Here is a 23,613-nt window from a genome sequence, read left to right as displayed (position 1 = left end):
GCTGGCGACCATCAGCATTCACGCTGTCGCTGCGCGATGCGGTGTATCGCATTCGCTGATTTACAACCGCTACCCCGACCTAAAGGAAAGGATCAAGGAATTTAAGGCAACGCAGTGCAAAAGGACACGCATGCATGTGCTCGGTGTCGAGCAAGCGACGTGATGTCCTGGGAACTCAGTCATCAAGTCAAGCGGCGCGCATCGCCGGTCGTGTTGCTGTTGGGGGAAATACATACCATAAGCCGTCATCGTGTCGGAAGAAAAATATCGCCAACGATCGACCAGGCTTGGTGGACTCAACACAGACACAGCGTCCTTCGCGATATACCTTGTCGCTGAGCTGGAAGCGCTTGATGCGAATCGGTGACGTGTCGGAGGGAGCAAGCCACTTGTCGATCAACCTGCGCAAACAATACCCATCGTAGTTCATCGTGCTCTCCATGACCCCGTAACCGCGACTCGACCACCTTGTGAGTCCGCACCTTGGCGCATGCGGTACCGCCAAGGCGCGGGTGCTGCGATTGCCCTCGGCTAACTTGAATTCCGGATGGCCGTTGGGAACCAACTATTGGTCGATTGACCGATTTATACAGTCACGCGACGGATATATCAAGGCCGTAGTTGCCAGGAAAATCGCCTATCTTCCTGACAAATAGCGCCGATATATTTGGGGGTCGGATATGTATATGCTCGGTTGACTGGTAATTATCAGTCGCGTGACATATTCTTCATGACAAGGTGGTTGCTCGCCATGGTGGCTAGGGCGAGGACCGATGAACTGACTGCGATCGCTCGGTCGAGGGAATGTTGATATTTGAGCGGTTGGACTGTCCGAAGCGCACACCGGCCGCTGCCGATAAGAGGTCAAAGATGAGGGAACTGGCGATTGAACTGACAGAGGCTAAAGAGTTAGCCGACGAGCCAAAGCGCCGCGGCAACAGAACGACACGAGTCCCCGAAATCGTGGAGGCCGCGATCAATGTGCTCGCGCAGTACGGTAACGCTGGCTTCGCTTTGCGCCGCGTGGCGAGCGATGTTGGGATCCACCTGGCGACCTTGCAGCACTACTTCCCGACCAGAGAAGACCTTTTGCGAGCGGCGTCGGAGACGGTGGCAACACGATATCTGACGCTCTATGAAAGTGTGGTCGACGACGATGATCTATCGCCGGAGGCTCGGCTAGATGCCATCGCAGATATCGCCTTCGACGAGTTGGTCAAGCGTGGTACACACATTGCACCATTTTGCCTGGAAGTCTGGAGCATGGCCGAGCGCGAAGAATTTGCCCGAGACCTGGTGGCAAGTTTCAATCGTCGATTCCAGGAGACGTTCGCCCGATTGCTGGCCAAGATCAATCGATCGCTTACACCCCGGGAGTGCGCGTTACGCGGTCGTCTGCTGTACTCCCATTTGGCCGGTTTGATTGTTTTAGTCCGGCCGGCACATGGCGCATCGTCAGACGATGAAACACTTCGCGCTGCGACGAAGGCTGTCTGGAGGGCGCTCAGCTGCGCTTCAGAGTAGCGCGGCACGAGAAGGTAAAACAACGTAAATGACCCACTAATGATGGGGGAGACACATGTACGCACCTATTCAACAGTTATCGTCCGATCCACAAGGCTTCGAGCGTCTGACATCGCAGCGGCTGTGCGAGGCGTTTCACGGCGAGCGGTTGGAACTCGAGGCTTCCCAGAATCGATTTGAGCCGGTCGGAAAGATTACGAGTCGCCGATTGAGTAGCATTGAAATGCTGCGTTCCAAGGCGGCGACCTCCAATCGTCCGTTTGAAATCCATCGAGATTCGAAAAGCAGCAGAGGCGGGCAGGACGAATTATTTCTAGTTGTCGTTCTGGCAAGTCAACTGTCATGTGAAATCGGGAATAGCTACTACGCTCTGGCCGAGGGCGACATTGCGCTCATCGGCTCGGAGCACCCTACCCGGATGGAGTTCTCAGCAGGCTTTGATGGGCTATGGGTACGTCTTCCGAAAATCGAATCACACATTAGACGCGTGATCTTTCAGGATGCGGTAGACAGAAAATTTGATAGCCGGCACGGGATCATGCATGTCCTGTTGAGAACGCTGCTGGCCACATACGAGTCGGCGAATTCGATTGCAGGGGATAGCGTCCCGTGGCTGGAGAGCAGTTTGCTGGATCTCATCGCGGCGGCGGTAAGCGCCAGTTCGATCGTGGCGAGAGAGGGGCATGCCACGACGTATAGTCGCGCGACTCTGCAGCGGATCAAATCTTACATCGTCGCCAGGTTGCACGACGACACGCTTACCCCATCTTCCATCGCAAGCGCCATGGGCATAAGCGTTCGCCGCCTGAATGAACTCTTCGCTCAATGTCAGACGACGGTAACAGAGTGGATCATCGCGGAGCGACTCGAGCGATGCAGGAATCGATTGCTTTTTAGAAACCAAGTTAGGGAAACAATTTGCCAGGTTGCTTACGAAGAAGGATTCAAAAACATTAGCCACTTTAATCGAGCCTTCAAGAATCGATTTGGCGAAAGCCCCGGCCAACTGAGAGACCGTATCCGCTGCGAAAGCCTTCCGTCAGTCGACCCCGAAAGGGGCGTCCAGCTGGAAGTCATGTGAGCATCTGTGTGCCCGTGCCCGTGCTCGCGCTGACCCGCCACGTTCCACTGCGCGAACGCGCTATCAACTAAAGTCCATCCCTCTCTGCGGTATGACGCTCGTCATGCCGTCACAACGGGCATCTCTCCCAACGTTTCCACTCTGCGGCCGGCAGCATCATCCATTGATGCTGCCCCCCGAAGCATCGCCATCTGATCCGCGGATGTCGCTGCCCGACGAGCAAAGCTTTGCCGCGCTGTGAGCAAAGGTGGACAGTCCGCGAACGCCTATTGTTTCAGTAACGGAAATGCGCGCGACGCTCACACCAACGGCCGCATACCGCAATAAGAGCCGATGCTTCGCCATGGGCAACTATCTAGGAGACGCAAGTGCCTGATACCACCATTCAAGGCTATCCTGCCTCTGCGCTGTTCGACGAAGAGGCGGGGACGATCAGTCCACTGGTCTACTCCGACCAGGGTATCTACGAGCAGGAACTGGACCGCATCTTCGGGCGGTCGTGGCTGTTCATCGCTCACGAGAAACATATTCCCAAGACCGGGGACTTCCTCTCCACCTACATGGCGGAGGATCCCGTCGTTGCAGTTCGGCAAAAGGACGGGTCGGTCGCCGTCTTGCTCAATCAGTGCCGTCATCGCAGCATGAAGATTTGCCGTGCGGACCAGGGCAACGCGAAGGCATTCACATGCAGTTACCACGGTTGGGCCTATGGGATTGACGGCGCTCTCGTGAACGTGCCGTCAGAGGAGCACTACGGGCCGTGTTTCAACAAGGAAGAATGGCCTGCAAGGCGCGTCCCTCGAGTTGAAAGCTACAAGGGCCTGATCTTCGCCAACTGGGACGAGCATGCACAATCGCTGAAAGAATCGCTCGGCGAAGCTGCGCTGTATCTGGACGCACTGCTCGATCGGTCGCCTGCCGGTACGGAGCCGATCGGCGGGATCTACAAGTGGGTCATCCCCTGCAACTGGAAGCTTGCCGCCGAGCAATTCGCCAGCGATATGCACCACGGGATCATGTCGCATGTGTCTGTGCAAGTTGCGACAACACCGGAGTATGCGGGCAAGGAACTGCCGCTGCCGGGGCGTCAATTGTTATCTGACCAAGGACATGGCACGGGCTTTTTCCTGGCCCCGGGCCTTCATGAAGACTGGATTGTGTCGCAGGCTGGCGAGCGCGAGCCGGGATACGATTCGATGGCCCTTGCTCAGCGGCACGCCGCTCACAATGCTGGCGTGAGCGCGATTACTGCGCAACACATGACCGTGTTTCCCACGTTCTCATTTTTCGCGGGCGTGAACAGCTGCCGCGTCTGGCATCCGCGCGGCCCTGGCGAAATCGAGGTCTGGGCATTCTGTCTGGTCGACTCCGACGCTTCACCTGCCGAGAAGGAGCAACTCCGGCAAGCCACGTTGCGTACCTTCTCGCCCGCAGGAACATGGGAACAGGACGACGGCGAGAACTGGGTCGAGATCCAGCGCGTGCTGCGCGGACATCAGGCACGCCGTACCACCATGAGCATTCAGATGGGTAAGGATCTGAATCCCGCTGCGGATCCCGCGTTCCCCGGCACTGTCGAGGGCTGTTACAGCGAGGAGGCCGCACGGCGACTCTATGGCCACTGGCTCAAGTTGATGTGCATTCCGACGCAAAACGATACGTGCGCCAAGGAGGCCGGCCATGGTTGCTAACGAAATCGCCGCGACGCGCACGAACGCCGTTTCGGTAGCAGAGCACTTTGCGATCGAACAGTTCCTCTTTCTCGAAGCCGAGCTTCTCGACGGCAGGAACATCGCGGAGTGGATCGAGCTGATGGCCGACGACCTCCGTTATGTGATGCCGATCCGCCGCAACGTGGGGCCGCGCGAGCGAAAAGTGGAATGGACCAGTCCTGATGAACTCGCGTATTTCGACGAAAGCAAGGAGAACCTCAAGCTTCGTCTGCGCAAACTCCAATCGGGCGCCGCATGGGCCGAGGAGCCGCCGTCTCACACGCGGCATCTGATCACGAACGTACGCGCAAGCGCTGCTGGGCAGGGCGAATACCTCGTCCGCTCGAACTTCCTCGCATATCGCAGCAGGTCGGAACGACAAACCGACTACCTGATCGGGGAGCGCCATGATCGCCTGCGCTGCGTCGAGACGGACGCGGGATTTCAGATCGTCAGTCGGCGCATCTTGCTCGATCAGACGACGTTTCTCGCGAACAACCTCAGTTTCTTTCTTTGAGGGTTAGCGTAATGTCGTTTACCGATGTTTGCTCAGTATTGGACGTCCCGAGCGACGCCGGGCTGAGGATCGACGCTGGACCCGAGGCGGTCGCTGTGTTCAAGATCGACGGCAATTTCTACGCGATCGAGGACAAGTGTCCGCACGGCGACTGGTCCTTGTCAGACGGCTATCTAGACGGCGGCCTGATCGAATGCAGCCTGCATATGGCGAAGTTCTGCGTGAAGACCGGGAAGGTCTGTGCGCCGCCGGCGATACGCGACGTCAAAGTGTTTCCGATCAAGGTAGTGGGTGACCGGGTACTGATCGATCTTGAACCTGAGGCCGGCATATGAAACAGCCGCTTGCGATTGTCGGTTCGGGCCTCGCCGGTGTACGCGCGGCGCAGACGCTTCGTGCCAATGGGTATAGCGACAGAATCATCCTGGTCGGCGAGGAGGTCCAGCACCCGTACGAGCGACCTGCGTTATCCAAGGAAGCACTGTGCGGGGGCGCTCCGCCGGTGCTGTGCTCGACGGAAGACTTGAATACGTTGGAGCTCGACTGGCGTCGAGGGGCGCGCGCGGTGTCGATTGACGGAGGCGTACTCGCGCTTGACGACGGCACGTCGGTGGCGACCGACGGCATTTTGCTGGCGACCGGCGCCCGGGCTCGCAAGGTCGACTTGCCCGGCGTGTCGTTGCCAGGCGTCTATACGCTGCGTGCGCTGGATGATGCGTTCGCGCTTCGAGATGCGCTAGCGGCGCAGAGCGAGATCGTCGTCATTGGTGGTGGCCTGATCGGGTGCGAGGTCGCGAGCACCGCGAGGAAGGCAGGGCATGCGGTAACTGTCGTCGAGTCTGGCGAGGAACTGATGGAGCGTGCGCTCGGGCGAATTATGGGCCGTTGGGCGCGGTTTCAACTCGAGCAACTCGGTGTGGTCATTCATCGATCCGCGACGGTCGCTTCGATCGAAGGCCATACACGGGCGCGCGGCGTGAGATTGTCGAACGGCGCCTACTTGCCGGCTGACGTCGTCGTCTTGAGTGTGGGAGCCCAACCATGCGACGAACTCGCACAAGCCGCTGGTGCGGCGTGTATGCGCGGCGTGGTCGTCGATGCCGCGGGCCGCAGCACCGTTCCCGGAATCTTCGCTGCCGGTGATGTTGCCTCGTGGCCGCTCGTAGAAGGTGGGCGCCGCTCTCTCGAGAGTTTTCTCAACAGCCAGGCGCAGGCGGCCGTCGCAGCATGCGCAATGATCGGGTGCGTGAACGAGCAGCCTCAGATCGCGTTCTCGTGGACCGAAATTGCAGGACGAAAGATTCAACTTGCTGGCGAGCTCACGGGTCCGGGAGGGATGGTTATACGGGGCGATGAGACGGGCGCGTCCTTTTCCGTATTCCGCGTATCGAGAGGACGGGTGGAAGGCGTTGCGACAGTTGATGCCCCGCGTGAGTACGCGATGGCCAAAAGGCTCGTCGAGTCGCAAATTGCTGTGCCGACCGAACTGCTAGCCGATCCCTCTACCGAGCTTCGCAGCTTGCTTAGCTACAAGGTGAACTAAATGAAAAAACTGGAAAACCAAGTCGTGCTGGTGACAGGAGGCGCATCTGGCTTGGGCCGCGCAATCGTCGAGCGGTTCGTTGCGGAGGGTGCGCGGGTGGGCGTGCTTGACCGCTCGGCCGATCGGATCGCCGAAATCCGCGATGCACTCGGTGATGCTGTGATGGGCTTTCAGGGCGATGTTACGTCGTATGAGGACAACCTTCGCGCAGTGAATGGATTGGTCGCTCAGTTCGGCCGCCTGGATTGCGCGATCGGGAACGCCGGGATTTGGGATTTCAAGACCGCACTGGTCGATCTCTCCGAAGACAAACTCTCTTCGGCGTTCGACGAATTGTTCGCTGTGAACGTGAAGGGCTATCTTCTGCTCGCCAAGGCCGCTTTAAAAGCGCTGGCCGAAAGTCGCGGGAGTCTGATCTTTACGGCATCGAACGCGTCGTTTCAGTCGGACGGTGGCGGGGTCCTCTACACGGCCAGCAAGCACGCAATTCGCGGCATCGTTACGCAACTCGCTTTCGAATTGGCGCCGTTCGTCCGCGTCAACGCCGTTGCCCCGGGGGGAATGATTACGAACCTCAGCGGCGTGAAGTCGCTCGGACTCTCGGATGCCACGATTCCGGCGGAGCAGTTCGTCGAAATGGCCCGCCATGTGGTGCCTATCGGCCACCTGCCGACTCCGGCCGATTACACGGGCGCCTATGTTTTCTTCGCATCACGCGAAGACAACGTGCCGGCGACCGGAACGGTCCTGAGACACGACGGTGGGTTAGCCGTTCAAGGATTTATCGATAGCCGCGGCGGAGCCGGGTTGCTCGAAAAACTTTCAATCAATCAGGAGACGGTCGCATGAAGGTGCAATCGTTGGGTTATATCGGAATCGACGCTTCCGACTTATCTGCCTGGAGACGTTACGCGACCGAGTTCCTGGGCTTGATGCCTGGAGAAAATGGCGCGTCCGGTGATCGCTATCGTATCGATAACCGTCTTTGGCGGATTTCGGTTGAACAAGGTGAACGCGATGACATCGCCTATGCAGGGTTCGAACTGGAAGGGCCTGAAGCCCTCGCGCAAATGGTCGGGCACCTGCAGGACCTGGGTTACAGCGTCGAAAGCGATTCCGGCGAACTCGCGCGCAGCCGGCAGGTGCGCGAGCTAGCACGTTGCACCGATCCGTCCGGCATGCAAGTGGAACTCTACTGGGGCGCGACCGAACGCGGCGAAGCACCGTTCCGATCGGCTGTGGTCGACGGTTTCGAAACCGGCGACCAGGGGCTTGGGCATATCGTGCTGCTCGTTCCTGACGTCAAGGCAGCGCTCAAATTCTACTGCCGGGGATTGGGCTTCAAACTGTCCGACATCATCACGATGCCGATCGGTCCCGATCGCACGCTCGAACTGCATTTCCTTCACTGCAACGCGCGGCATCACACGTTGGCTTTCGCTGAAATGCCGGCTCCAAAGCGCCTCCAGCACTTCATGTTGCAGGTCCCGTCGATCGACGACGTCGGCTTCGCGCTCGATCGCGCAACGCAGCAGAGCGTGCCGGTCACGATGACGTTGGGTCGCCACACCAACGACCAGATGGTCTCCTTTTACGCGAGAACGCCGTCAGGGTTTGAAGTCGAATACGGCGCGGGAGCGGTGAGCGTCGACGAGTCGTGGACGGTGGTGAGTCACGATCGGATCAGCGTGTGGGGCCATCAGCGTACCGGCCAGTGAGATTGGGAGAACAACATGAGTGAAGTGAATTTCCGCAGCGCGTTTGTCGAATTCGAAGGCACCCGAATTCACTACCAGGAGGCGGGCGAAGGTCCGGCTCTGATCATGCTTCAGGGATCGGGACCGGGCGCGTCCGGTTGGTCGAACTATAGCCGCAATGCGCCGTTCTTCGCGCGCAGCCACCGTGTCATCGTGCCTGACCTCGCCGGGTGGGGCAAATCCGACATGAGGCCGGTCGGCGTATCGATTCCTGGCTGGTGGGCGAACTCGATTCTCGGTCTCATGGAATCTTTGTCCATTACGCAGGCTGACATCATCGGCAATTCGCTTGGCGGAATGATTGCCCTAAAGATGGCCTTGACTGCTCCGGAACGTATCGGCCGCCTCGTGCTGATGGGGCCGGCCGGCGGCTTCCCGACGCTTGGCCAATGGCCCACGCCCGCGATCCGCACGTTGGCGACCGCCTATGAGGGCGATGGCATTACGGCGGAAAAGGTGAAGAGTTTCATCAGCGAGAGCTTGTTCGATCAGTCGGCGATCACCGATGAACTGGTCAAAGGCAGACTTGAAGCGGCAATGGATCCGCGCATCATTGCGCAGCCGCCGATGCGCCTGGAATCCGGACAACCGATCGAAGAACTCTGGCGAGACCCGGGCCTTGCGACGCTGCCGCACCAGACACTGATCATTTGGGGCAGAGAGGACCGCGTGGTTCCGCTCGATACCGGAATGATCTATGTCAAGCGTATTCCCAATGCCCAACTCAACACCTTTCCGAAGTGCGGCCACTGGGCGCAATGGGAATGGGCGGATCGGTTCAATCGAGTCGTTTCGTCCTTCCTCGCGGAAGAGCGTTGAACACGACGCCGACGATTGTTGAATCACGACGTAACTGGGATATTCCATGGCAATGACAGGCCGGATGATGAGCACGCCCCTGCTCATCTCTTCGATCATAAGGCGCGCGGCCCGATACAACGGCGGCGTCGAGATTGTTTCGCGCAGCAGTGATGGCGACATTCACCGCTATACCTATCGGGAGTGCGAGCTCCGCGCGCGTAAGCTGGCCCAGGCGTTGGAGGCGCTCGACGTGCGACAAGGAGATCGCATCGGCACACTGGCATGGAATAGCTATCGCCATTTGGAGCTTTACTACGCCGTGCCAGGTGCGGGTGCGATCTGCCATACCATCAATCCACGATTGTTTCCTGAGCAAATCGTCCATATCGTCAACGATGCCGAAGACACATACGTGTGTTTCGACGCTCAGTTCTTGCCCCTCGTCGAGGAAATCGGAGGACGGTGCTCAGGAGTCAAGGCATGGATCATGATGGCCGGTCGCGAGGACATGCCTGCCGTTAGCAAGGTTTCCCTGCTCTGCTACGAAGAATTGATCGGTGCGCAGGATGGAAATTACGAATGGCCGATGTTGGACGAGAACCTCGCATCAGGCCTCTGCTATACGTCCGGTACGACCGGCAACCCAAAGGGCGTGCTGTACTCGCATCGTTCGACGGTTCTGCATACGTACGCTTCCGCCTTGCCCGACTCGCTGAGTTGTTCAGCGTCGGAGGTCATCATGCCCGTGGTTCCCATGTTCCACGTGAATGCATGGGGGCTGCCGTATTCAGCGCCGCTCGTCGGCGCGAAGCTGGTGCTTCCGGGGCCCAGGCTCGACGGCGCTTCTCTCTACGAGCTGCTCGAGCGGGAGAAGATTACGTTCTCCGCCGGCGTGCCGACTGTGTGGCTGGGTTTGCTCGAATACGTCCGGTCGAACAATCTCGCGTTCTCGACATTCCGTCGGACAGGTATCGGCGGGTCCGCCGTCTCCCGTTCGATGATTCGCGCCTTCAAAGGATTGGGTGTCGACGTGCTTCATGGCTGGGGCATGACGGAGACTTCGCCGTTGGGCACCAGCTGCACGCTGCGAGGTCAGCATGCCGCGCTTTCCGAATCCGAGCAAGAAAAGGTCGTCGAGAAGCAAGGTCCTGTGATTGCAGGCATAGACATGAAGATCGACGATGGTGACGGTCGCGAATTGCCCTGGGACGGCAAAGCGGCCGGCGACCTCTTCGTTCGTGGCCCGTGGGTGATCGATTCGTACTACGGCAACGACACGTCGCCGCTGCAGGATGGCTGGTTTCCAACTGGCGATGTGGCGACGATCGATGCGGATGGCTACATGCAGATCACCGACCGCAGCAAGGACGTCGTCAAATCCGGAGGTGAATGGATCTCGTCGATAGACGTCGAGAACATTGCAGCGGCTCACCCAGCGGTGCATATGGCCGCGTGCATTGCCGTGCGCCATCCGAAATGGGGCGAGCGCCCATTACTGGTCGCGGTAAAAAAAGCCGGCGCGAATGTCAGTCGAGATGAATTGCTGGAGTTTTTTGAAGGAAAGGTTGCGAAGTGGTGGGTTCCGGACGATGTGGTTTTCGTCGATGCCATGCCCATGACCGCGACCGGCAAATTTCAAAAAGCCGCACTGCGAGAGCAGTTCAAGGAGCATCGATTTCCGACGGGCTGAATTTCGAAGTCTATCGATGAAACACATTACCTATTTCAAGGCTGCGGAACGAACGGCAGTCCGCGCCGAAGATTTTGGTTCATGACGGTTGGACGTATGACTAATTCATCTATTCAGCAAGCCGCGGATGCCTTATACGAAGCCCGCAGTACGCGTATCCCGGTTTCCAGGATTTCGGAAAGGTTCGGGATCGAGAGTCTGCACGACGCGTATCGGGTAGCGGCGCTCAACACGAACCGTGCTATCGACGCTGGGAAACGAATTTGCGGGAAGAAAGTTGGGCTGACATCGGTTGCGGTCCAGCGACAACTTGGGGTCGATCAGCCGGATTTCGGCGTCCTGTTCAGGGACATGGAGTTTGTCAGCGGCGCAGACATTCCGGTCAGTAGCCTGATTCAGCCCAAGGCCGAGGGCGAGGTGGCTTTCGTCATAGGGCGAGACCTGACCGAGGAACTGAGCTGGGGCCGATTCCTGCATGGCATCGAGTACGCGCTACCGGCGATCGAGATTGTCGACAGCGCGATCGAAAACTGGAACATCACGCTCGTCGATACGGTGGCGGACAACGCCTCGTGCGGCCTTTATGTCCTCGGCACGGATCCGAAACGCATTTCCGATCTCGATCTCGCTACATGCCAGATGCGCTTCCTGAAAACGGACGAGCTTGTCTCGGAGGGGCACGGGGCCGCATGTCTGGGCCATCCGCTTCTTGCCGCCTGGTGGCTCGCCCAGACGATGCAACAACTCGGCGATCCGCTTCGCGCTGGCGATGTCGTGCTGTCTGGTGCGTTGGGGCCGATGTTCCCTATACGCGAAGGCGACGCATTGCAGTTGGAAGTCGACGGGCTAGGCAAAGTTTCCTGTATCGCCGCGTAGGCGATCGATTTTAACGAGCGGGAGAATTCATGACAGGCAAGTTGAAAGTCGCGATCATCGGTTCGGGCAACATCGGCACCGATCTGATGATCAAAATCATGCGACATGGTGATCATCTCGAGATGGGTGCGATGGTCGGCATCGATGCCGCTTCCGACGGTCTCGCGCGCGCCGCACGTATGGGCGTCGCGACGACGCACGAAGGCGTCGAGGGGCTTACGCGCCTGTCAGTGTTTGGGGACATCGATATCGTTTTTGACGCTACGAGCGCGGCAGCGCATGTGAAGAACGACGCATTCTTGCGGCAGCTCAAGCCCAACGTTCGCATGATCGACCTGACGCCGGCCGCGATCGGCCCGTACTGCGTGCCGGTTGTGAATCTCGACGCGCACGTCAATACGCTAAACGTCAACATGGTGACTTGCGGCGGCCAGGCGACCATTCCGATGGTGGCAGCGGTGTCGCGCGTCGCAAAAGTGCATTACGGCGAGATCATTGCCTCCATTTCGAGCAAATCCGCTGGGCCCGGCACGCGCGCGAACATCGACGAGTTCACGGAGACGACGTCCAAAGCGATCGAGCAGGTTGGCGGCGCGGCTAAGGGGAAAGCCATCATCATCCTCAATCCGGCCGATCCGCCCCTCATGATGCGTGACACGGTTTACTGTCTGTCCGATTCGGCCGACGAAGAGGCTGTGGAGCGGTCGATCGAGGACATGGTCGCCGCCGTCAATCGCTATGTGCCCGGCTATCGCCTCAAGCAACGGGTGCAGTTCGATCGGATAGAAGCCCATGCACCCTTGAATATCCCTGGTGTGGGCGCGCGTATGACAGGGCTCAAAACCTCGGTGTTTCTCGAGGTCGAGGGCGCCGCGCATTATCTGCCGTCCTACGCCGGCAATCTCGACATCATGACCTCCGCGGCGAAGGCTTGTGCTGAACGCATGGCCGCCGAGATGGTCGCCCATGCTACGACCTAGGGGAAACACGGCATGACACTCGGCAAAAAACTGTACATCTCCGACGTGACGCTGCGAGACGGTTCGCATGCGATTCGTCATCAATACAGCGTGCAACAGGCGGCGGCGATTGCGAAAGCGCTCGACGAAGCCAAAGTCGATTCGATCGAGGTGGCGCATGGAGACGGGCTGCAAGGATCGAGTTTCAACTACGGATTCGGCGCTCATACCGATCTCGAATGGATTGCCGCGGTGGCGGAAACGGTCAGGCACGCGAAGGTCGCGACGTTGCTGCTTCCCGGCATCGGCACGATTCACGATTTGCGCAACGCCTATGATGCTGGCGCTCGTATTGTCCGCGTAGCCACCCATTGCACCGAGGCCGACATCTCCAAACAGCACATCGAGTACGCGCGAGAGCTCGGGATGGAGGCGGTGGGCTTCCTCATGATGAGCCACATGACCACCCCGCGCGACCTTGCACAGCAGGCGAAGCTCATGGAGAGCTACGGGGCGACGTGTTGTTACGTCGTCGATTCCGGCGGCGCATTGGGAATGAATGACGTACGCGAGCGCTTTCGCGCCTTCAAGGACGTGTTGAAGCCGGACACCGAGACAGGCATTCACGCGCATCACAATTTGAGCCTTGGCGTTGCCAACAGCATCGTCGCCGTCGAGGAAGGCTGCGACCGCATCGATGCAAGCCTTGCCGGCATGGGCGCCGGTGCGGGAAACGCGCCGCTCGAAGTGTTTATCGCCGCGGCCGAACGGCTTGGCTGGAACCACGGCTGTGATCTTTATAGTTTGATGGATGCTGCCGATGACCTGGTTCGTCCACTACAGGACCGGCCCGTTCGTGTCGATCGCGAAACCCTGGCGCTGGGTTATGCGGGCGTCTATTCGAGCTTCCTTCGTCACTCCGAAAGCGCTGCTCGGAAATACGGACTGAGAACCGTCGACATCCTTGTCGAATTGGGTCGCCGCCGCATGGTTGGCGGGCAGGAAGACATGATCGTCGACGTGGCGCTCGATCTTCTTCACGCTCAGCAGTCGTAGGGAACCTGGTGGTCCGGGGATAGCTGCGGATCGGTCAAGCGAGAGATTTTCAATCGGCAAAAATAATCGGAGCAGTAAGTCATGTAATTAGTAATGCAAAGTGAATATCGACGAGTAATGGCCATTGAGAGCCCAGCCGGCGCCTTTCGGGACTGAAGTCGCCGTAAAACGGAGGAGACGAAATATGAAGAAGCAACTGAATTCGATCGCGCTGGCGATTTCGATGTGCGGTCTCGCGGGTACGGCGTACGCACAGGAGGCGGGAAGCGTTGTGGTAACCGGTGGCGCCACGTGGATCGACATGACGCAATCTAGTGCAGAGGAACTAAAAAGCAGCTCCCAGTTCGGCACTTTTACCTCTCCTGGAACAGGCGCGGAAATTCATAACACCTTCACGGGGGAGCTTCTCCTAACTTACTTCGCAACCGAGCATATTGCGATCGAAGGAGCAGTGGGAATTCCGCCGAAATTGAATTTTTACGCCCATGGCGTTGCCACCCCGCTTGGGCCGCAGGGGCCGTCAATGCCGGTCGGCGATCTCAAGCCATTGGTATCGGCTCGGGTGTGGGCGCCCACATTGTTCGTGAAGTACTACTTTGGAAAGAAGGACAGTGTGTGGCGGCCATTCCTGGGTGTCGGACTGAACTACACGTGGTTCAGCTCCGTCCAGCTTCATCCGGCATTTAGTGGGGCGCTCGGTCAGTTTGCCGGACCTGGCGGAAGGGTTGACGCATCGGCGAGCTCGTCGTGGAACCCCGCCTTCTCTGCGGGGGTGACCTATCGCCTCAACGACAGATGGTCCATGTTGGGCTCGATTACCTACATTCCACTAAAGACGACCGGAAGATTCGATGCAGTCAGCGCCAACGGAACCACCGTTTTGAGCAACACGTCGAGAATAACGGCCAATCCCATCATCGGCTTCGTTGGGATTTCTTATCGATTTTGAGCAGCGGCTCGAGTAGGAATGGATATAGGAAAAAAGGAGATTTCAGCGTGAGCGACGTCAACGTTCAGGTCGATGGGAAGGTAATGAGTCTCACGATATCCAGGCCGGAAAAGAGAAATGCGTTGACCGGTGAGATGTACGGCGCGCTTGCGGACGCGCTCGAATCAGCTGCCGCTTATGGGCGCGTGAACGCCGTCCTCATTCAATCTGATGGCGACACCTTCTCGGCGGGAAGCGACCTGGGCGAATTCTCCGCCGAGGCAATCCGTGACGGCATCGGCAAGAGCCGCGGTGCGCGGTTCCTACGATGTCTGGCCGCGATGGAGGTTCCCGTCGTGGCCGCCGTACAAGGCAAAGCCATTGGTGTCGGAGCCACCATGCTGTTGCATTGCGACTACGTCATCCTTGCAAACGACGCACAACTCAGCGCGCCGTTTGTCGACCTGGCGCTTGTTCCTGAAGCGGCGTCGGGCTACCTGCTTCCGTTCCAGGTCGGAAACATTCGTGCGTTCGAGATGATCGCGCTCGGCCGCTCTGTCGATGCGCAGACCGCCGTGGAGTGGGGAATTGCTAATCGATCGGTGCCGGCTGACCAGCTTCGAGCCGAAGCGAAGGCGATTTCGGAGGTTATCGCTGCGAAGGCGCCGGGCGCGATCAGAGCGACGAAGCGGTTGATGAGTGAGCGCAGGAGAGTCATCGATCAAATGAACGCGGAATTCGATGCGATCGACAAGCAATTGGCAGGGAACGAGTGCAGCGAAGCCTTGGCCGCATTCAAGGAAAAGCGTCGTCCCGATTTCTCGAAGCTTCAATAACGTGATGGATAAAAGCAACCCTGATACACGGTCGCATGAGGCCGCCATGAGGCGAGCCCCTGATTTCGACGTGCGGCGATTGGAGTCGTGGCTGGGCGGAAACTTGCGTGGTTTTAGCGGGCCACTCGAAGCATCGCAATTTTCGGGAGGCCAGTCGAATCCAACCTATTTGCTGACGACGCCATCCGCCCGCTATGTCCTGCGCCGCAAGCCGTCCGGCACGCTATTGTCGTCTGCTCACGCGATCGATCGAGAATATCGCTTGATACGTGCGTTGAACGGATCCGCGGTGCCGGTCGCGCATGCGCGCTGCTATTGCGACGACGTATCGGTAATCGCCCGAGCGCGCGATCTAAAAGATCAGGGCCGTACCCGCGTACCGCCTTCAGAGTTGCGACCAACCGCCATCGACTGGAAGTTCCATGCCTGTCGTGAAGGTCGCATCGAACCCGAGGTAGAGGACCGCCTTCGCAATTTCCTCCGACGTGCCGAAGCGCTTCATCGGAATCATGCCGATCGTCTTCTCCCTAACCTGGGCGACCACGGCTTTATCGGGAAACACTTTGTTGAGGATCGGCGTGTCGATGGGGCCGGGCGTCACCGCGTTGACGCGAATTTCGCGAGGAAGCAGCTCGGCGGCGAGCGTCCGAGCGAGTGATCGCAGCGCGGCCTTGGCGGCTCCGTAGGTGGCTTGGCCCGGTAGTCCCTTGACGTTGGCGACGGAGGTCGTGAGGACGACGGAGCCTCCCCGATTGATCAGCGACGCGAACTGCTGGACCGCGAAAAAGGGGCCCTTGGCGTTCAGGTTGAACATCTCGTCATAGATGGCTTCGGTCACGCTCCCGAGAGGCGTTGGAATGCTGAACCCGGCGTTGACGAAAAGCAGGTCGATGGTGTCGAACTCGGTCTTCACCTGAGCGGCGAGGGCGTCGATGTCGGTTAGCGACCGCGCGTCACTCGAAACCACGATCGCGCCGTCCCCAAGCTCTTGCTGCGCCGACTCCAAGCCCTCCTGCGAGCGGCCGGTCACCAGAACGCGCGCCCCCCCGTCGAGGAGCATCTTCGCTGTCGCGAGCCCCATGCCGCTCGTGCCGCCGATAATCACCACCTTTTTATCCTGGTACCGGTTCATATGTGTTCTCCTTGAGAAGGTTAGGGTTACTTTGCCGATACTTGGCTACTTTGCACTACTATTCATTTCAAAATACCGTATCGCCCGTGGGCGATCATGTAACTACGCAATCGCCCGCTGATTCTGGCAACTGCGACCATTTCGCCGCGACTGGCGCGCCTTCAGGACACCGCGCGTAAGGATTCCGCGTACGACCAGTTGACGCCAGAGACGTTGACGACGGCCTGCCACGCGGCTTCTTGATTAGCGCCATCGAGGAGGTGTGGGTGTAGCTGCGCCTCAATTGGGCCTGAGAACTTCCCTTGAGCGGAGGCGAAGAATTGCCCTGAGACCTCGGTTCCGAACTTCGAGGCCTGGATATACCGGCCCGCTGCCGTCTCCGGCGTCTGATTCATGCCGGGAATGAGGTTCGCGATCGGGATAAACAGATACTTCACGGCCAGACTAGCTTGTCGCGAAACGTTGGTCGCAGTCGCCGCACCGGGCGAGACAGCGTACACGGCCATGCCAGGGGGTAGCCGCCGCGCCAGCGCTGCGACCCACCAGGCGACGAAGAGCTTCGCGTCGGCATACGCATTGTTGGGCACGTACTTCACGTTCGGCCCGTTGCGAATCAGGGCTTCCATAGCAGCGGTCAGGTCGCCCTGGTGGTATTTGGCAGCGAGTGCGTCCACGTCGGTGTACTTGAACATGGGTACGCCCCCTCGGGCAGGCTCCGCGCTGGTGATGACAATCCGCGCGTTGGGGCTCAGCAGGTTGGCGCGGAGCAACCCGACAGTCAATTGATGATGACCGATGAGCGGGGCCTGAGAAGCCTCGACGCCCTCCGCAGTGATCACGCGCGCCTTGCCAGGAACCATCCCTGCATTGAGCAGTAGGAAATCGATCGGCCGACCTCGCTTGACGAGTTCGGCGAGCGCGGACTGGACGCTGGCCGGCGTGTCCAACTCCAGTTCAAGCGGCGTGAAGACCTGTCTTTTAGTTTCCGCTGCGAGTTGAGCGGCCGTTTCCTGGACCCGAGCCAAGCTACGGCCAGTGACGATGATCTCGCGCCAGCCCTCTCCGGCAAGTGTGCTGGCAGCCGCATAACCGAGCCCGGAGGTGGCACCGGTGACGAGCACGATCGAATGTTCCATGGGCGTCTCGGTGGAAGGGGGAAGGGGGAAGGGGGGAAGGTCGGGTCGTGAGGCCACGGACGACTTGCTAATTTCGAACTATTCAGTTATATATTGATGCGATGACGAGTGTCAAGGAGTTTTGAACCAAATGATTCAAAATGCTGCTAGACCGAGGGGCCGACCGCGCAGCTTCGACGAGACAGGGGCGCTGGAAAAGGCGACTCAGGTGTTCTGGTCGAAAGGCTACGACGGAGTGACGATTGACGATCTCGTCGCCGGGATGGGTGTGGGACGGCCGAGCCTGTATGCCGTCTTTGGGGACAAGCGGGCCATATTCTTGCGGGTCCTCAAGGCGTACGCAGAACGGAAAGGCGCGTCAGCCGCGAAGGCACTCCTCTCACCACGGAGTCTTCTCGACTCGATCACGGGCTTTCTGAGGTACGCCGTCGAAAGTGCGACCGAGAAAGGGTCCGCCCGGGGCTGCCTTCTGATTTGCGTCGCGCCGCTTGTGGACGACCCTGAGGTCCGGCAGTTCCTGCAAAACGCGGCCGCTGGTGGCACCGCGCTGGTGGAAGGTCGTTTCCGGGACGCAATCAGCGCGGGAGAAATCCCATCTGACTTTCCCGTCGCCGCGCGCGCAACCCAAGTCACGGATTTAGCGCGTGGGCTAACCATGCGTGCACAGCTAGGAGTGCCGCGCAAGATGCTCCTCAAAGATGCCGAGGAAGCGGCCGACTTGGTGCTCCTGCCGCGACGCGTCTGACGGGTTATTGGACAAAAATTCATTGAGAAATGACCACGACAACTGACATGAGCGGCGGATCCGGGCGTTTCGTCGTCTGATGAACAAAGTGGCGACGTGGTCAATCGACTCCAAGCGCGCCGATGGGAACACAACAGTTTTTTTTCACTTACTGCGGCAGTGCGGGACGGATATTTCATTTTCCTTGGCACGTGCTGGTTGCTCGACGCCACTCTTGCTGAAAAATCGCCTTAACTTCAACGACGCATTATTCATTATTGGTGGCACCCGACACACACGATGCGCCGCACGAAGGCATCGTTGATCTATCGGCGCACGAAGAACCTGCGCGCAGTTCAGCTCCTCTTAGGCCATACTAAACTTGAAAGTACGGTGCGTTACCTCGGGATTGGGGCGGGCGATGCGCTCGAGATGGCTGAGCAAATGGAGGTTTGACAGACCATGACCGGCGAGCGGGCGCTTGCCGGCCACTTTGAGACGTTCGCCGTTGTCTCGTCAGCGACCGTTGCGCGCGGTACACCGGTCGGTCATGAGGCAGTTTGCGGGTCGAGCGCAGTGACATCGCAATCGGTCGACAGCTCCCGCGAAACAAGAAGATCGACTTACTTGACAACCTATCTGCGAGTAGATATATTTCGACCAATGGAAACGACAACGACCGTGCGGGAACAGATTCTTGACCATGCAATCACGCTTATCATGCTGCGTGGTTACAACGGGTTTAGCTATCGTGATCTGTCCAGTCTGGTTGGCGTAAAGACCTCGAGCATCCACTACTACTTCCCGTCGAAAGACGATCTGGTTCTGGAAGCGGTTAACGAGTACAGCAAGGAAGTACTCAACGCCATCCACGCAATCGATGCTTCGTTACCGGCCGACGCCAAGCTCAACAAATACGGGAAGCTATTCGGTAGGACCCTGGGTGATGGCGATCAAATCTGCCTGTGCGGCATGCTCGCTGCCGATATCGGGTCGCTGCCCGATAACATCCGGCAAGCGGTGCAAGCGTTTTTTAAGGCTAACGAAAGCTGGCTGGCCAAAGTTCTGGCGCAAGGTCTGCGGGAACATACGCTGGCGGTGAACAGCAGACCGGAAAACGCGGCGCGCGCCCTCTATGCGGCTTTTCAGGGCAGTGTGCTGGCGAGCCGGCTGTTTCACACCAAGGCTCGACTTGAAGATGTCGAGGCCTCGGTGAGGATTGCGCGATAACGCAGTCGATGTGAGGTGGCGAGCCACCTCTTTGTCTGCACCCATTGTCTATCTTTGAGTAGATAGACAATGGATCATATGATGTCGAAATTGTCTGTTTTTTTTGGTTGATGAATCTATCTAGTAGTAGATAGTAAAGCCTGATTGCCGTCCTCTTTTAAAGGAGTCTCACCATGTCACTCGAAAAAGTTCTCTACCGCGCCCATGCGCACGCCACAGGCGGACGCGACGGACGCGCTGTCGTCCCCGCGGGCAAGCTCGACTTCAAGCTGACCACGCCCAAGGAATTGGGCGGTGCGGGCGGCGAAGGCGCCAATCCGGAGCAGCTTTTTGCCGCCGGCTACAGCGCCTGCTTCCTCGGCGCGATGAAGTTCGTTGCAATGCGCGACAAGGTCGTCATCCCTGCAGATGTCTCGATCGACGGCAGCGTCGGCATCGGCGCGATCCCGAACGGCTTCGGTATCGAAGTCGAACTGAAGATTTCCCTGCCCGGCATGCCACGCGAAGAGGCCCAGGCGCTGGTCGACAAGGCGCACATTGTCTGCCCGTACTCGAACGCCACCCGCGGCAACATCGACGTCACCCTCACGATCGTTTAACCACGCGTCCAACCGACTTGCACTGGAACAAACCATGAAGACTTTCAAGCCCTTACTGCTGGCCGCCGTACTTGCAGCCACCTCCCCCATCGCCCTTTCCGCGAGCCCGGCAGCGCCGGACACGCCCGATCTGGTGACCAGCAGGTTCCTGCATGCGCTGAACAGCGGCACAGGACCGGCAATCAATACGTTGCCGCCGGCGCAAGCGCGCCAGGTGCTGATTGACGCGCAGAACAGCGAGAAAGTCGATCTGTCCGGCATTGACGTGTCGAACAAGACCATCGAGCAGGACGGCATCACCGTGCCGATCACGGTTGTGCGCCCGCAAGGCGCAACCGGCGCGCTGCCGGTCTTCATGTTCTTCCACGGCGGCGGCTGGATCCTTGGCGACTTCCAGACCCATGAGCGACTGGTGCGCGACCTCGTCGTGCAATCCGGGGCAGCGGCGGTGTTCGTCAATTACACGCCGTCGCCCGAAGCCCACTACCCGGTGGCGATCAACCAGGCGTATGCGGCCACCGAGTGGGTCGCTGCACATGGCAACGAAATTGGTGTGGACGGCAGCCGACTCGCGGTAGTGGGCAACAGCGTCGGCGGCAACATGGCCGCGGTCGTCTCCCTGATGGCGAAGAACAGGCAGGGCCCCGCAATCCGCTTTCAAGGCCTGATGTGGCCGGTGACGGACGTTAATTTCAGCGACGGCTCGTACAATGCCTATCCGGAAGGCCATTTCCTGACCCGGCCGATGATGAAGTGGTTCTGGGACGCTTATACAAAGGATCCGAAGCAGCGTAGCGAGATTTACGCTTCACCGCTGCGTGCTTCAATTGATCAGTTGAAGGGACTCCCGCCAGCGCTCATCCAGGTGGCGCAGTTCGACGTACTGCGCGATGAGGGCGAAGCCTACGGTCGCAAACTCGACGTCGCGGGCAATGAAGTCACCACGGTCCGCTACAACGGTACGATTCACGACTTTGGCCTGCTTAATGCACTCGCAGGCGACGCACCGACCAAAGCCGCAACCAGGCAGTTGGCCAACGAGTTGCAAGCGCGTTTGAAGTAAGCCGCGCGACCTCGAGGCCGCGGCACACCCGAGTAACAGCATCGTGCCGCGGCTATCAGGGCATTTGTCTTCAGGCTGTGCACGGCATCCCGACTTGCCGACGCCGACAAATAGTTGCGAGACTCTGCTCTGCGGTCAGGTTGAGGCGTCGGTTCCCGCCGCCGCGAGAGGCGGTTGTGGGTCCAGATGGAATGGACACCGCCCTCCCTTCGGGGATCTGAGCCTCATTGAGGGCCCCAGAACCGAACGGCATCAATGTGCCAAAGTGGAGTTGCTACACAACCACTCGAGGAATGGAGGCCCCAAATGAATGCTACGACATATGACTGTTTGAGTTACCTCGACGAGCCCGAGGCTGAGATGACGGGCGTGCGCGTTAGACAGGGGGATACGTTGGCGATACAGCTTGGTGCTGTCAGCGGTTTCAGGAGACGCTGCCCAGAACAGTTCGGGGCTTTGCAAGACGCGTGCGCTTTCGTGAACTGGCGTCGCACGCGCGAGCACGGAGCCGCTTTAATCGCTCTGTCGTACTACGACTGACTCGATATTGAAGATATGGATAAGGATCGAGAATATTTGCTGCCGTTTGGAATCGACCTCACGCGGTATGGGTCACTTCCACAATGTTCCTCGTGTCATGGCCAAACCGCACTACTGACCTAAGTCAGCAAGCCCCCGTCGACCGTGAGAATTGTTCCAGTGACATGCCTTGCCGCCGGGCTTGCAAGAAAAGTGACGGCCGCAGAGATGTCAGCCGGTGCAGCGAAGCGTCCCAACGGCGTAAGGCTGCGCTGGAATTCCGCGCTTTCGCCGCTAGCCGGGTTCATTTCGGTATCAGTCGAGCCCGGTTGAACCAGATTGGCAGTGATGTCCTTCGGGCCCAGTTCCTGAGCCAGCCCGCGTGTGAACGACTGCAGCGCGGACTTGGTCATGTAGTAGACCGTTCCTGCTGCGCCCACGATGCGATCAGCTCCGGCGGAGCCGATCGTGATTATGCGACCGCCCGCTTTCAGGTGAGGGATGGCTGCCTGCGTCGCGAGAATGGGACCGCGGACGTTGACCGCAAGGAGAGCGTCGATGTCCGCCAGGTCGAAGTCGGCGATCGTGTTGTAGCGAGCGATGGCAGCGTTGTTGACGAGAATGTCGAGCCCACCCAGCGCGCCGACGGCCTCATCGACCGATCGCCTGATGGCGGATGGATCAGCACTGTCGGCTTTGATCGCGACACCGCGACGGCCCAGCTTCTCGATCGAGGCCACAACTGCCTGCGCCCGCTCGGATGAGTTCTGAAACGTTACCGCAACGTCCGCGCCGTCTTCTGCAAGCGCAAGTGCAATCGCGGCACCGATGCCACGGGAGCCGCCGGTGACCAATGCCCGTTTTCCGACTAGATTGTTGTTCATTGTCCGCCTTTTATGTAGTGATCGATGCACAAATGGTAGGATCGGTGGCACGCACAGTCAAGATATTTATGTAGTGATCGATGCAGAAAAAATCAGAGAACACTTCGAGGACCATTGCACGCCCACCTCGTGGCCGTGGCAGGCCACGCGCTTTCGATCGCGAGGCTGCACTGGCGCAAGCCATGAGGCTTTTCTGGATCAAGGGTTATGAGGCGACCTCAATTGCAGACCTGACCAATGCGCTCGGCGTCGGCTCGACCAGCCTCTATGCCGCTTTCGGATCGAAAGACGAGCTATATGCCGAAGCGATGCGGCTTTACTCGGTGACCTACGAGCATCTGGTCCTGGGGAGGTTTCGCAAGGCTGTCACAGCACGCGAAGCGGCGTTCGCCTATCTGTGGGACTCAGCCATGGCGATGACTGGGGCAGATTGCGGTCTGCCGCACGGCTGCATGGTCACGCTGGGCACCGTCGGAAGCGATGGCCATGCCGAACTTGATGACTTGATGCGGGCCACGCGAGGTGGAGCGTTTGATGTGCTCGTGTCGCGCCTGGAAAGGGCCGTTGCTGAGGGTGAGTTGCCGAAATCCCTTGATATAGCGAAACTCGCGAGGTTCCTGCAAACAGTCCAAAGCGGTATGGCGATCCGAGCGCGGGACGGCGCCGAAAGAGCCGAGCTTCAAGCCGTCGCTGAGATGACGATGGCTGGATGGGAGGAACTGGTTCGCCACGCCGACACACGCGCAAAGCCTGATTAACGCATTGATTTGGACAGCGAAGTGTCCCGCTGAGCTTGATTGGTGCGGAACGCGCGCACTGAGAGATTAAAGGCGAACGGCGAGGCCAACCGACAGGTATCTATTCAGGTTTCGTGCCACCGAACCTTTTTAGCTTCCCTACTGGCTTCCCAACGAAGAACAACCATCAAGCTGCTGGATCGACCTTAGCAGGACACCCGCGCTTTGGGGAGGCAGTGGCGAGCTATTGGTCAAAGCGTACCCACAGTATTCTGCCGACGACACACGAGGCCCGTCGAGCGATAGTCG

The 23,613-nt window shown here is 59.0% G+C and carries 24 protein-coding genes and 2 pseudogenes; 22 read left to right on the top strand and 4 right to left on the bottom strand.

The window, feature by feature from the left end; all coding sequences use genetic code 11:
* Nucleotides 1–187 precede the first annotated feature (187 nt).
* Nucleotides 188–430, bottom strand: coding sequence for a hypothetical protein (locus tag B0G81_RS00605; protein WP_134132440.1), 243 nt, complete (start codon nucleotides 428–430; stop codon nucleotides 188–190).
* Nucleotides 431–870: 440 nt separating this feature from the next.
* Here B0G81_RS00605 and B0G81_RS00600 point away from each other — a divergent pair, with 440 nt between their 5' ends.
* From B0G81_RS00600 to B0G81_RS00525, 16 genes and pseudogenes are all read left to right on the top strand, one after another.
* On the top strand, nucleotides 871–1,524 hold the full coding sequence (locus tag B0G81_RS00600) for a TetR/AcrR family transcriptional regulator (RefSeq protein WP_134132437.1): 654 nt from the start codon (nucleotides 871–873) through the stop codon (nucleotides 1,522–1,524).
* Nucleotides 1,525–1,579: 55 nt separating this feature from the next.
* Nucleotides 1,580–2,605 carry a helix-turn-helix domain-containing protein gene (locus tag B0G81_RS00595; RefSeq protein ID WP_134132434.1) on the top strand — a complete coding sequence of 342 codons (1,026 nt, stop codon included), beginning with the start codon at nucleotides 1,580–1,582 and terminating at the stop codon, nucleotides 2,603–2,605.
* Nucleotides 2,606–2,973: 368 nt separating this feature from the next.
* The gene (locus B0G81_RS00590) at nucleotides 2,974–4,296 is read left to right on the top strand and encodes an aromatic ring-hydroxylating dioxygenase subunit alpha (protein ID WP_134132432.1); all 1,323 of its coding nucleotides are present in this window, start codon (nucleotides 2,974–2,976) and stop codon (nucleotides 4,294–4,296) included.
* On the top strand, nucleotides 4,286–4,834 hold the full coding sequence (locus tag B0G81_RS00585) for a 3-phenylpropionate/cinnamic acid dioxygenase subunit beta (RefSeq protein WP_134132429.1): 549 nt from the start codon (nucleotides 4,286–4,288) through the stop codon (nucleotides 4,832–4,834). Before B0G81_RS00590 ends, B0G81_RS00585 begins: the two co-directional genes overlap by 11 nt.
* A gap of 11 nt (nucleotides 4,835–4,845) precedes the next feature.
* On the top strand, nucleotides 4,846–5,169 hold the full coding sequence (locus B0G81_RS00580) for a non-heme iron oxygenase ferredoxin subunit (RefSeq protein WP_134132427.1): 324 nt from the start codon (nucleotides 4,846–4,848) through the stop codon (nucleotides 5,167–5,169).
* Nucleotides 5,166–6,377, top strand: a complete 1,212-nt coding sequence (locus tag B0G81_RS00575; protein WP_134132425.1) for an FAD-dependent oxidoreductase — start codon at nucleotides 5,166–5,168, stop codon at nucleotides 6,375–6,377. The genes B0G81_RS00580 and B0G81_RS00575 overlap by 4 nt, the downstream gene beginning before the upstream one ends.
* Complete coding sequence (gene hcaB / locus B0G81_RS00570) at nucleotides 6,378–7,226, top strand: 3-(cis-5,6-dihydroxycyclohexa-1,3-dien-1-yl)propanoate dehydrogenase (RefSeq protein WP_116122317.1); 849 nt, start codon at nucleotides 6,378–6,380, stop codon at nucleotides 7,224–7,226.
* Entirely contained in the window at nucleotides 7,223–8,095 is an 873-nt protein-coding gene (bphC, locus tag B0G81_RS00565; RefSeq protein ID WP_134132423.1) for a biphenyl-2,3-diol 1,2-dioxygenase, read from the top strand. The genes hcaB and bphC overlap by 4 nt, the downstream gene beginning before the upstream one ends.
* 15 nt (nucleotides 8,096–8,110) lie before the next feature.
* Nucleotides 8,111–8,953, top strand: coding sequence for an alpha/beta fold hydrolase (locus B0G81_RS00560; protein ID WP_134132421.1), 843 nt, complete (start codon nucleotides 8,111–8,113; stop codon nucleotides 8,951–8,953).
* Nucleotides 8,954–8,999: 46 nt separating this feature from the next.
* Nucleotides 9,000–10,625, top strand: a complete 1,626-nt coding sequence (locus tag B0G81_RS00555; RefSeq protein ID WP_134132418.1) for a 3-(methylthio)propionyl-CoA ligase — start codon at nucleotides 9,000–9,002, stop codon at nucleotides 10,623–10,625.
* Nucleotides 10,626–10,706: 81 nt separating this feature from the next.
* Nucleotides 10,707–11,501: a fumarylacetoacetate hydrolase family protein gene (locus B0G81_RS00550; protein WP_243856325.1), complete on the top strand. Its 795-nt coding sequence runs from the start codon at nucleotides 10,707–10,709 to the stop codon at nucleotides 11,499–11,501.
* A gap of 29 nt (nucleotides 11,502–11,530) precedes the next feature.
* Nucleotides 11,531–12,481, top strand: a complete 951-nt coding sequence (locus B0G81_RS00545) for an acetaldehyde dehydrogenase (acetylating) (protein ID WP_134132416.1) — start codon at nucleotides 11,531–11,533, stop codon at nucleotides 12,479–12,481.
* Between the two features lie 12 nt (nucleotides 12,482–12,493).
* The gene (gene dmpG, locus B0G81_RS00540) at nucleotides 12,494–13,516 is read left to right on the top strand and encodes a 4-hydroxy-2-oxovalerate aldolase (RefSeq protein ID WP_134132414.1); all 1,023 of its coding nucleotides are present in this window, start codon (nucleotides 12,494–12,496) and stop codon (nucleotides 13,514–13,516) included.
* 184 nt (nucleotides 13,517–13,700) lie between these two features.
* Entirely contained in the window at nucleotides 13,701–14,465 is a 765-nt protein-coding gene (locus B0G81_RS00535) for an OmpW family outer membrane protein (RefSeq protein ID WP_134132410.1), read from the top strand.
* A 47-nt stretch (nucleotides 14,466–14,512) separates the two neighbouring features.
* Nucleotides 14,513–15,280: an enoyl-CoA hydratase-related protein gene (locus B0G81_RS00530; protein ID WP_243856324.1), complete on the top strand. Its 768-nt coding sequence runs from the start codon at nucleotides 14,513–14,515 to the stop codon at nucleotides 15,278–15,280.
* A 46-nt stretch (nucleotides 15,281–15,326) separates the two neighbouring features.
* Nucleotides 15,327–15,617 (top strand): annotated as a pseudogene (locus B0G81_RS00525) (phosphotransferase); the annotation flags it as partial.
* A gap of 48 nt (nucleotides 15,618–15,665) precedes the next feature.
* On the opposite strand, the gene B0G81_RS00520 reads toward B0G81_RS00525, so the two are convergent.
* Together B0G81_RS00520 and B0G81_RS00515 are read right to left on the bottom strand one after the other, a co-directional pair.
* Nucleotides 15,666–16,412, bottom strand: coding sequence for an SDR family oxidoreductase (locus B0G81_RS00520; RefSeq protein WP_134132408.1), 747 nt, complete (start codon nucleotides 16,410–16,412; stop codon nucleotides 15,666–15,668).
* A 161-nt stretch (nucleotides 16,413–16,573) separates the two neighbouring features.
* Nucleotides 16,574–17,548 carry an SDR family NAD(P)-dependent oxidoreductase gene (locus tag B0G81_RS00515; RefSeq protein ID WP_116122310.1) on the bottom strand — a complete coding sequence of 325 codons (975 nt, stop codon included), beginning with the start codon at nucleotides 17,546–17,548 and terminating at the stop codon, nucleotides 16,574–16,576.
* Nucleotides 17,549–17,678: 130 nt separating this feature from the next.
* Here B0G81_RS00515 and B0G81_RS00510 point away from each other — a divergent pair, with 130 nt between their 5' ends.
* The 5 genes and pseudogenes from B0G81_RS00510 to B0G81_RS00490 all read left to right on the top strand — a co-directional run bounded on the left by B0G81_RS00510 (nucleotide 17,679) and on the right by B0G81_RS00490 (nucleotide 21,164).
* Nucleotides 17,679–18,293 (top strand): TetR/AcrR family transcriptional regulator, encoded by a 615-nt coding sequence (locus B0G81_RS00510; RefSeq protein ID WP_134132405.1) that lies wholly within the window; start codon nucleotides 17,679–17,681, stop codon nucleotides 18,291–18,293.
* Nucleotides 18,294–18,563: 270 nt separating this feature from the next.
* Nucleotides 18,564–18,728, top strand: a pseudogene (locus tag B0G81_RS44330) (integrase); the annotation flags it as partial.
* 207 nt (nucleotides 18,729–18,935) lie between these two features.
* Nucleotides 18,936–19,502 carry a TetR/AcrR family transcriptional regulator gene (locus B0G81_RS00500; RefSeq protein WP_134142949.1) on the top strand — a complete coding sequence of 189 codons (567 nt, stop codon included), beginning with the start codon at nucleotides 18,936–18,938 and terminating at the stop codon, nucleotides 19,500–19,502.
* Between the two features lie 173 nt (nucleotides 19,503–19,675).
* Entirely contained in the window at nucleotides 19,676–20,101 is a 426-nt protein-coding gene (locus B0G81_RS00495) for an organic hydroperoxide resistance protein (protein ID WP_134132403.1), read from the top strand.
* A gap of 34 nt (nucleotides 20,102–20,135) precedes the next feature.
* Nucleotides 20,136–21,164: an alpha/beta hydrolase gene (locus B0G81_RS00490; protein ID WP_134132401.1), complete on the top strand. Its 1,029-nt coding sequence runs from the start codon at nucleotides 20,136–20,138 to the stop codon at nucleotides 21,162–21,164.
* Between the two features lie 659 nt (nucleotides 21,165–21,823).
* Here the strand turns inward: B0G81_RS00490 and B0G81_RS00485 are convergent.
* Nucleotides 21,824–22,567, bottom strand: a complete 744-nt coding sequence (locus B0G81_RS00485) for an SDR family oxidoreductase (RefSeq protein ID WP_134132399.1) — start codon at nucleotides 22,565–22,567, stop codon at nucleotides 21,824–21,826.
* Nucleotides 22,568–22,749: 182 nt separating this feature from the next.
* Between B0G81_RS00485 and B0G81_RS00480 the strand changes: the two genes are divergently transcribed.
* Nucleotides 22,750–23,325, top strand: a complete 576-nt coding sequence (locus B0G81_RS00480) for a TetR/AcrR family transcriptional regulator (protein ID WP_208328497.1) — start codon at nucleotides 22,750–22,752, stop codon at nucleotides 23,323–23,325.
* The last annotated feature ends 288 nt before the right edge of the window (nucleotides 23,326–23,613 follow it).

The organism is Paraburkholderia sp. BL6665CI2N2 (assembly GCF_004366535.1).
Classification (GTDB): Bacteria; Pseudomonadota; Gammaproteobacteria; order Burkholderiales; family Burkholderiaceae; genus Paraburkholderia.
This window is presented reverse-complemented; position numbering and strand designations above follow the sequence as displayed.

What these genes read in the sequence shown, in the direction of transcription:
- B0G81_RS00575 (WP_134132425.1), top strand. Translation starts at nt 5,166, where the DNA reads ATGAAACAGCCGCTTGCGATTGTCGGTTCGGGCCTCGCCGGTGTACGC.
- B0G81_RS00485 (WP_134132399.1), bottom strand. Translation starts at nt 22,567, where the DNA reads ATGAACAACAATCTAGTCGGAAAACGGGCATTGGTCACCGGCGGCTCC.
- B0G81_RS00545 (WP_134132416.1), top strand. Translation starts at nt 11,531, where the DNA reads ATGACAGGCAAGTTGAAAGTCGCGATCATCGGTTCGGGCAACATCGGC.
- B0G81_RS00515 (WP_116122310.1), bottom strand. Translation starts at nt 17,548, where the DNA reads ATGGAACATTCGATCGTGCTCGTCACCGGTGCCACCTCCGGGCTCGGT.
- B0G81_RS00520 (WP_134132408.1), bottom strand. Translation starts at nt 16,412, where the DNA reads ATGAACCGGTACCAGGATAAAAAGGTGGTGATTATCGGCGGCACGAGC.
- B0G81_RS00605 (WP_134132440.1), bottom strand. Translation starts at nt 430, where the DNA reads ATGAACTACGATGGGTATTGTTTGCGCAGGTTGATCGACAAGTGGCTT.
- B0G81_RS00495 (WP_134132403.1), top strand. Translation starts at nt 19,676, where the DNA reads ATGTCACTCGAAAAAGTTCTCTACCGCGCCCATGCGCACGCCACAGGC.
- B0G81_RS00500 (WP_134142949.1), top strand. Translation starts at nt 18,936, where the DNA reads ATGGAAACGACAACGACCGTGCGGGAACAGATTCTTGACCATGCAATC.
- dmpG (WP_134132414.1), top strand. Translation starts at nt 12,494, where the DNA reads ATGACACTCGGCAAAAAACTGTACATCTCCGACGTGACGCTGCGAGAC.
- B0G81_RS00510 (WP_134132405.1), top strand. Translation starts at nt 17,679, where the DNA reads ATGATTCAAAATGCTGCTAGACCGAGGGGCCGACCGCGCAGCTTCGAC.
- B0G81_RS00535 (WP_134132410.1), top strand. Translation starts at nt 13,701, where the DNA reads ATGAAGAAGCAACTGAATTCGATCGCGCTGGCGATTTCGATGTGCGGT.
- B0G81_RS00480 (WP_208328497.1), top strand. Translation starts at nt 22,750, where the DNA reads ATGAGGCTTTTCTGGATCAAGGGTTATGAGGCGACCTCAATTGCAGAC.
- B0G81_RS00600 (WP_134132437.1), top strand. Translation starts at nt 871, where the DNA reads ATGAGGGAACTGGCGATTGAACTGACAGAGGCTAAAGAGTTAGCCGAC.
- B0G81_RS00550 (WP_243856325.1), top strand. Translation starts at nt 10,707, where the DNA reads ATGACGGTTGGACGTATGACTAATTCATCTATTCAGCAAGCCGCGGAT.
- B0G81_RS00595 (WP_134132434.1), top strand. Translation starts at nt 1,580, where the DNA reads ATGTACGCACCTATTCAACAGTTATCGTCCGATCCACAAGGCTTCGAG.
- B0G81_RS00490 (WP_134132401.1), top strand. Translation starts at nt 20,136, where the DNA reads ATGAAGACTTTCAAGCCCTTACTGCTGGCCGCCGTACTTGCAGCCACC.
- B0G81_RS00560 (WP_134132421.1), top strand. Translation starts at nt 8,111, where the DNA reads ATGAGTGAAGTGAATTTCCGCAGCGCGTTTGTCGAATTCGAAGGCACC.
- bphC (WP_134132423.1), top strand. Translation starts at nt 7,223, where the DNA reads ATGAAGGTGCAATCGTTGGGTTATATCGGAATCGACGCTTCCGACTTA.
- B0G81_RS00555 (WP_134132418.1), top strand. Translation starts at nt 9,000, where the DNA reads ATGGCAATGACAGGCCGGATGATGAGCACGCCCCTGCTCATCTCTTCG.
- B0G81_RS00585 (WP_134132429.1), top strand. Translation starts at nt 4,286, where the DNA reads ATGGTTGCTAACGAAATCGCCGCGACGCGCACGAACGCCGTTTCGGTA.
- hcaB (WP_116122317.1), top strand. Translation starts at nt 6,378, where the DNA reads ATGAAAAAACTGGAAAACCAAGTCGTGCTGGTGACAGGAGGCGCATCT.
- B0G81_RS00580 (WP_134132427.1), top strand. Translation starts at nt 4,846, where the DNA reads ATGTCGTTTACCGATGTTTGCTCAGTATTGGACGTCCCGAGCGACGCC.